Source organism: Streptomyces sp. NPDC054796 (assembly GCF_053611545.1).
The window spans coordinates 1-6,093 of sequence record NZ_JBSHAO010000124.1; the positions used below are offsets into that span (position 1 = coordinate 1).

At 71.3% G+C, this 6,093-nt stretch carries 6 protein-coding genes; 3 read left to right on the plus strand and 3 right to left on the minus strand.

Going from position 1 to position 6,093, the window contains the following annotated elements; translation table 11 throughout:
* Positions 1-73 precede the first annotated feature (73 nt).
* The 3 genes from ACWGJ2_RS39890 to ACWGJ2_RS39900 all read right to left on the minus strand — a co-directional run bounded on the left by ACWGJ2_RS39890 (position 74) and on the right by ACWGJ2_RS39900 (position 3,069).
* Positions 74-1,768: a SulP family inorganic anion transporter gene (locus tag ACWGJ2_RS39890; RefSeq protein WP_453351315.1), complete on the minus strand. Its 1,695-nt coding sequence runs from the start codon at positions 1,766-1,768 to the stop codon at positions 74-76.
* A gap of 9 nt (positions 1,769-1,777) precedes the next feature.
* Positions 1,778-2,398 (minus strand): carbonic anhydrase, encoded by a 621-nt coding sequence (locus ACWGJ2_RS39895; RefSeq protein WP_453351316.1) that lies wholly within the window; start codon positions 2,396-2,398, stop codon positions 1,778-1,780.
* A 299-nt stretch (positions 2,399-2,697) separates the two neighbouring features.
* Complete coding sequence (locus ACWGJ2_RS39900) at positions 2,698-3,069, minus strand: hypothetical protein (protein WP_453351317.1); 372 nt, start codon at positions 3,067-3,069, stop codon at positions 2,698-2,700.
* Between the two features lie 197 nt (positions 3,070-3,266).
* On the opposite strand from ACWGJ2_RS39900, the gene ACWGJ2_RS39905 reads away from it, so the two are divergent.
* The 3 genes from ACWGJ2_RS39905 (at position 3,267) to proC (ending at position 5,891) form a co-directional block, all read left to right on the plus strand.
* Complete coding sequence (locus ACWGJ2_RS39905; RefSeq protein ID WP_453351318.1) at positions 3,267-4,109, plus strand: ABC transporter ATP-binding protein; 843 nt, start codon at positions 3,267-3,269, stop codon at positions 4,107-4,109.
* 73 nt (positions 4,110-4,182) lie between these two features.
* Positions 4,183-4,920, plus strand: coding sequence for an ABC transporter permease (locus tag ACWGJ2_RS39910; protein WP_453351319.1), 738 nt, complete (start codon positions 4,183-4,185; stop codon positions 4,918-4,920).
* A 161-nt stretch (positions 4,921-5,081) separates the two neighbouring features.
* The gene (proC, locus tag ACWGJ2_RS39915; RefSeq protein ID WP_453351320.1) at positions 5,082-5,891 is read left to right on the plus strand and encodes a pyrroline-5-carboxylate reductase; all 810 of its coding nucleotides are present in this window, start codon (positions 5,082-5,084) and stop codon (positions 5,889-5,891) included.
* The last annotated feature ends 202 nt before the right edge of the window (positions 5,892-6,093 follow it).

A 6,093-nucleotide genomic window follows, 5' to 3' on the forward strand; every position in this document is an offset into this window, starting at 1 on the left:
GGTACGTAACCGCCGGGCCGCGCCCTCATCTCAACCTCGCCGAGTGCGACGGCGACGCCGCCTCAGCGAACCGTCACACGGAGGCCCGCTCCTGCGAGGCCGCGGACGAGGAGTCCGCGCCGTCGTTCGACGGGCCCGAACCGGAACCCGAGCCCCTGAGCGCGGAATCAGCCGCACCGGACCCCGCTTCGGGCCTGCCCGCCACGGAGTTGTGCCGCTCCTCCCACGTGGCCAGCGCCATCCCGCACGCGTGGTCCATGTGCCGCAGCCCTTCGAGGTTCAGCTCGACGGCACGGTCGGCGGGCAGCACCTCCAACTGGTCCAGCAGCTTCGGCAGCCGCAGGAACGTCGCGTTCCCCAGCACCCGCACCCGCAGGGGCCGCCGCTCCCCGGCCGCGTCCGCAGCCGGCGCTTCGTCCAGCCCGTCGTCGAGCCCGTCGACCTCGACGTGCACGTGCGAGGTCTCCCACGCCGACTTGACGACGGCCATCAGCAGACCGATCAGCACGCCCTGGAACATGTCGGTGACCACGATCGCGATGGCGGTCGTCGCGAGGACGACGGCCTCGGCACGGTGCTGGCGCCACAGCGGCCCCAGCTCCTTCGTCGGGATCAGCTTCCAGCCCGCGTGCACGAGGACACCGGCCAGCGACGCGACCGGGATCACGGTGAGCGCGGCGGGGAACGCGGCGGCGAACACCAGCAGCCACACCCCGTGCAGCACGCGCGACGCCTTGGTCTTCGCGCCCGACGAGACATTGGCCGAACTCCGCACGATGACGGCCGTCATCGGCAGCGCCCCGAGGACACCGCAGACCGCGTTGCCCGCGCCCTGCGCCATCAGTTCCTTGTCGTACTGCGTGCGCGGCCCGTCGTGCAGCCGGTCCACGGCAGCCGCGCTGAAGAGCGACTCGGCCGAGGCGATCAGCGTGAACGCGAGCACCGTGCCGAGCATCCCGGCCGAGGCGAGCCCGGCGAAGTCGTCGAGCCCCGGCGGCTGTACGGCCTCGATCAGGCCCTGCACCTCGACCCGCGCGATCGGCAGCCCGAACAGCGCGGTCACGCCCGTCGCCAGCGCGACGGCGGCCAGCGGGCCGGGCAGCACCTTGTTGCCCCGCTTCCACTTCGGCCACAGGAACAGCATCACGATCGTGCCCACGCCGACCGCGACAGCCGTCAGCGCCTCGCTGGAGCTGAGCACGTCGACGACGAGTCCGGGGAACCCGGCGATCTTCGCGAGGCCGCTGCTCGGCGCCGACGCGTCGGCCAGCGCGTACACCTGGCCCGCGATCAGCACCAGGCCGATGCCCGCGAGCATGCCCTGGACGACGGCGACGGAGATCGCCCGGAACCAGCGCCCCAGCTTGAGGGTGCCCATCAGCAGTTGGAGCAGCCCGGCCGCCAGCACCAGGACGCCGAGCCCGCCGAGCCCGTACGTCTGCACGGCCTCGTACACGAGCACGGTGAGCCCGGCCGCCGGGCCGCTCACCTGGAGGCTGCTGCCGGGCAGGAAGCCGGTCACGAGGCCGCCGACGATGCCGGTGATCAGCCCGAGTTCGGCGGGCACCCCGGACGCGACGGCGACGCCGACGCACAGGGGCAGGGCGACGAGGAAGACGACGAGGGACGCGGTGAAGTCGGCCCGCAGCGTGCCACGGCTCTTGAAGGGGTTCACCTTCTCCAGCAGGCTCTGCTTCCCGCTGGAGCTGTTGCCGTTGCCGTTGCCGGGCGGTCCGGCCGTGTTCTTGTTCATGTCAGTGTTCGTCATGGCGGGACCTCAGAGCGGCAGGAAGGCGTCGACGGACGGCTGGTGGCCGAGCACGAGCCCGGTGTCCACCGCGTAGAACCAGCCGTGCAGCCCGAGCTGCCCGGCGTCGAGGCGCTCGGCGATGCAGGGGTAGCCGCGCAGCCGCTCCAGCTGGGCGAGCACGTGCCGCTGCACGGCGGCCGAGACCTGGGGCTCGTCCCGCTCCTCGGTGGCGAGGGCCAGCTCGGACGGCTCGGCGAGCTGGCTGCTGAGCCAGCCGTTCACGGCGGGCACGGCCGCCAGGTCGTCGCCGCGCACCCGGGCGCCCACGGCGCCGCAGTGCGAGTGGCCGCAGACGATGATGTTCGGCACCTGGAGCACGCACACCGCGTACTCGATGGTCGCGGCCTCGCCGCTGGGCCGCTCGGCGGCACCGTAGTGGGGCACGGCGTTGCCCGCCGTACGCAGCTCGAACAGCTCACCGGGGCCCGCGCCCGTGATCAGCGAGGGGACGACCCGGGAGTCCGAGCAGGTGATGAACAGGACCTCGGGCGACTGCCCGTCGGCCAGCTTCCCGAAGCGCTCCCGTTCCTCGTCGCGCGTGGCTATGCGGGAGTGGAAGTCGCGTGCGTGGTGGATGAAGGAATGCATGAGGGTTGCCTCCAGCCCGCTCCGGCCGCGGCACAGCGGGCACCTTGCCCAGGGCACAAGACGGTCCTGGCACGCGGGTGTGGGGGTACGCCGATGCGGCGGACTCGGGCCGGAGGCCCTGGGTTCGCCGGAGAGCGGTACGCCGCGAGCGTGCGCGTACGGCCGTCCCGGTTCCGTGGGCACGAGGGTGCGTGCCTGCGCGGGGAGGGGCGGTCAGATCGCTGCGGGGGATAGGGGGGGACGCGTGGTGTGACGCGTGGTGGGGGGTACGGATCAGGGCCGTACGCGCGGACGCGGGATCAGCAGCGGAAAACCTGGTGCATCAGGGGGATCTCGACCGATCTCGCTCTGGGGACGGCCTCACTCCCCGTGACCGGGACCACCACGTGCTCCGGCATATTCACCCGGGAATCGCAACCGCACATGACCACCTGCTGCGGCACAGGCGTCGGTGCCACGAACGGCTGGCGGGCCCCGCGCCGCATCTGACAGTCCTTGGGCGACTGCTTCGTGTGCTCGCCCTCGGACGTCGGCGAACGCTCCGCGGACACGGAGACGCGCTCAGCGGACGGGGTGACCTGCGCGGCAGCGCAGTCGACGGAGAAGAGCACGGAGAGGAGGAGGGACACGGCCGTGACGAGGGACCGGACGACGGTCTTGTTTCGTCGCATGAGATCCCCCCTCCGAGTGCAGTGGACAGCGAACTCCATTGTGTCCAAAGCGTTGTGTCGCTTTGCAAGTCGGTATGTGAACGCTGAGTGAACGACGACGCATAAATGGCCGGATTCCGCCCTCACATGTGCCGTCGGGTGGCTGTGCGTCCGATTTGCGCTTGACGCCCCCGGTCCGCCGCAGGATTATTCAACACATGATGAATAAATCGCGGACGTCCGCGAAGGGCCCGGAGACGGCCGCGCCACCCGACCGCGGCGCCCCCGCCGGCACACCCGCCACACCCGCCGTCCACGCCGCCTCGCTCACCGTGGTCCGCGGAGCCCGCACCGTCATCGACGGCCTCGCCTTCGACATCCCGCGCGGCACCGTCACCGGCCTCCTCGGCCCCTCCGGCTGCGGCAAGTCCACGCTGATGCGCGCCATCGTCGGCACCCAGGCCAAGGTCACCGGCACGCTCGACGTCCTCGGCAGCCCCGCCGGCTCCCGCGCCCTGCGCTCCCGCGTCGGCTACGTCACCCAGGACCCCTCCGTCTACGGCGACCTCACCGCGCGCCAGAACCTCGACTACTACGCCGCCGTCCTCGGCGTCCCCCGCCAGGAGCGCGCGGCCCAGGTCGAGCGGGCCCTCGCCGACGTCGACCTCACCTCCCACGCCGACTCCCTCACCGACAACCTCTCCGGAGGACAGCGCTCCCGCGTCTCCCTGGCCGTCGCCCTCCTCGGCAGCCCCGAACTCCTCGTCCTCGACGAACCCACCGTCGGCCTCGACCCCGTCCTCCGCCGCGACCTGTGGAACCTCTTCCACCGGCTCGCCGCGACCGGGGGCGACGGGACCAGGGGGACGACGCTGCTGATCTCGTCGCACGTCATGGACGAGGCGGACCGCTGCCAGAACCTGCTGCTCATGCGCGAGGGCAGGCTCCTCGCCGACGGCTCACCCGAAGCCCTGCGCACCCGCACCCGCACCGGCTCCATCGAGGAGGCGTTCCTCCACCTCGTCGACGAGGCACGCGCCACCGACCCCCCGAACACCTGAGCCCGCACGAGTCCGCACGAGCCCCAGGCACCCACCCGCAGCCTCGCAGCCTCGCAGCCTCGGAGACCCCGCCATGAACACGACCCGCACCCTCGCCACGGCCCGCCGCGTCCTGCGCCAGCTCAGCCACGACCCCCGCACGATCGCGCTCCTGCTCCTGGTCCCCGTCCTGCTGCTCGTGCTCCTCTACTACGTCTTCGACGCCGACCGCCGCGCCTTCGACGGCATCGGCGCCTCCCTGCTCGGCATCTTCCCGATGGTCACGATGTTCCTGGTCACCTCCATCGCGACCCTCCGCGAACGCACCTCGGGCACCCTGGAACGCCTGCTCTCCATGCCCCTCGGCAAGGGCGACCTGATCATGGGCTACGCGCTCGCCTTCGGCCTCCTCGCCGTCGTCCAGGCGTCCGCTGCCACCGCCGTCGCCGTCTGGTTCCTGGACCTGAACATCGCCGGGTCCCCCTGGCTGCTGCTCCTGATCGCCCTGCTCGACGCGCTGCTCGGCACGGCACTGGGCCTCTTCGTGAGCGCCTTCGCGGCGTCCGAGTTCCAGGTCGTCCAGTTCATGCCCGCCGTGATCTTCCCGCAGATCCTCCTGTGCGGCCTCTTCGCGCCCCGCGACACCATGCAGCCGGTCCTGGAGTACGTCTCCAACGTGCTGCCCATGTCCTACGCGGTCGACGGCATGACCGAGGTCGTCCACAGCGCCGACCCCTCCGGCGACTTCGTGCGCGACGTCATCGTCGTCGCGGGCTGCGCCCTCCTGGTCCTCACCCTCGGCGCGGCCACCCTCCGCCGCCGTACGCCGTAACGGGGGACGGGAGACGGGGAACGGGGCCCCATCCACCAGGCGGACGGACCGGCACCGCGCCACGGGCCGGTGCGAGGATGAACGGCGGAAAGTCGTCGGCACGGCAGCCGGCATGGCAGTCGGCACGGCACATGCACGCATTGGACGAGGTGAGCCGCCACATGACCCAGAAAGTCGCAGTCCTCGGCACCGGCAAGATCGGTGAGGCACTGCTCTCCGGCATGCTGCGAGGCGGCTGGGAGCCGTCCCACCTCCTGGTGACGGCCCGACGCGCGGAACGCGCCGAGGAACTCCGCGCCCGCTACGGCGTCGAGCCCGTCACCAACCCCGAGGCCGCCAAGAACGCGGACACCCTCATCCTCACGGTCAAGCCGCAGGACATGGGCACCCTCCTGGACGACCTCGCCTCCCATGTACCGGCCGACCGGCTCGTCATCAGCGGCGCCGCCGGCATCCCCACGACGTTCTTCGAGGAGCGGCTGCCGCAGGGCACCCCCGTCGTACGGGTCATGACGAACACCCCGGCGCTGGTGGACGAGGCCATGTCCGTGATCTCGGGCGGCACCCACGCCACGGAGGCGCACCTCTCTCTCACCGAGGAGATCTTCAACGGGGTCGGCAAGACCCTGCGCGTCCCCGAGACCCAGCAGGACGCAGCCACGGCCCTCTCGGGCTCGGGCCCCGCGTACTTCTACTACCTGGTCGAGACCATGGCCGACGCGGGCATCCTGCTCGGCCTCCCGCGCGACAAGGCCCACGAACTGATCGTCCAGGCCGCCGTCGGCGCCGCCACGATGCTCCGCGACAGCGGAGAGCACCCGGTGACCCTGCGCGAGAACGTCACCTCTCCGGCGGGCACGACGATCAACGCCATGCGCGAGCTGGAGAACCACGGCGTCCGCGCCGCGTTCATCGATGCCATCGAGGCCGCCAGGGACCGCAGCCGCGAACTGGCCTCCGGCAAGGGCTGATTGTCACCCGAACGAGTCACCGCGCTCAGGTTTGAAGCTCGCCCTGGGCGTGGTGTAGCCTCTAACAGTTGCCACGGAGCCGGTCAGGCCCCATGGCGGCACCTCTCGCCGTCCGACGGCAACCACTACTGAAGTTCGATTCCCCTCTTCGTGGGGCCTATTTCGGCGTGCCGGAATTGGTTCGACGAAAGCCCGATTTTGA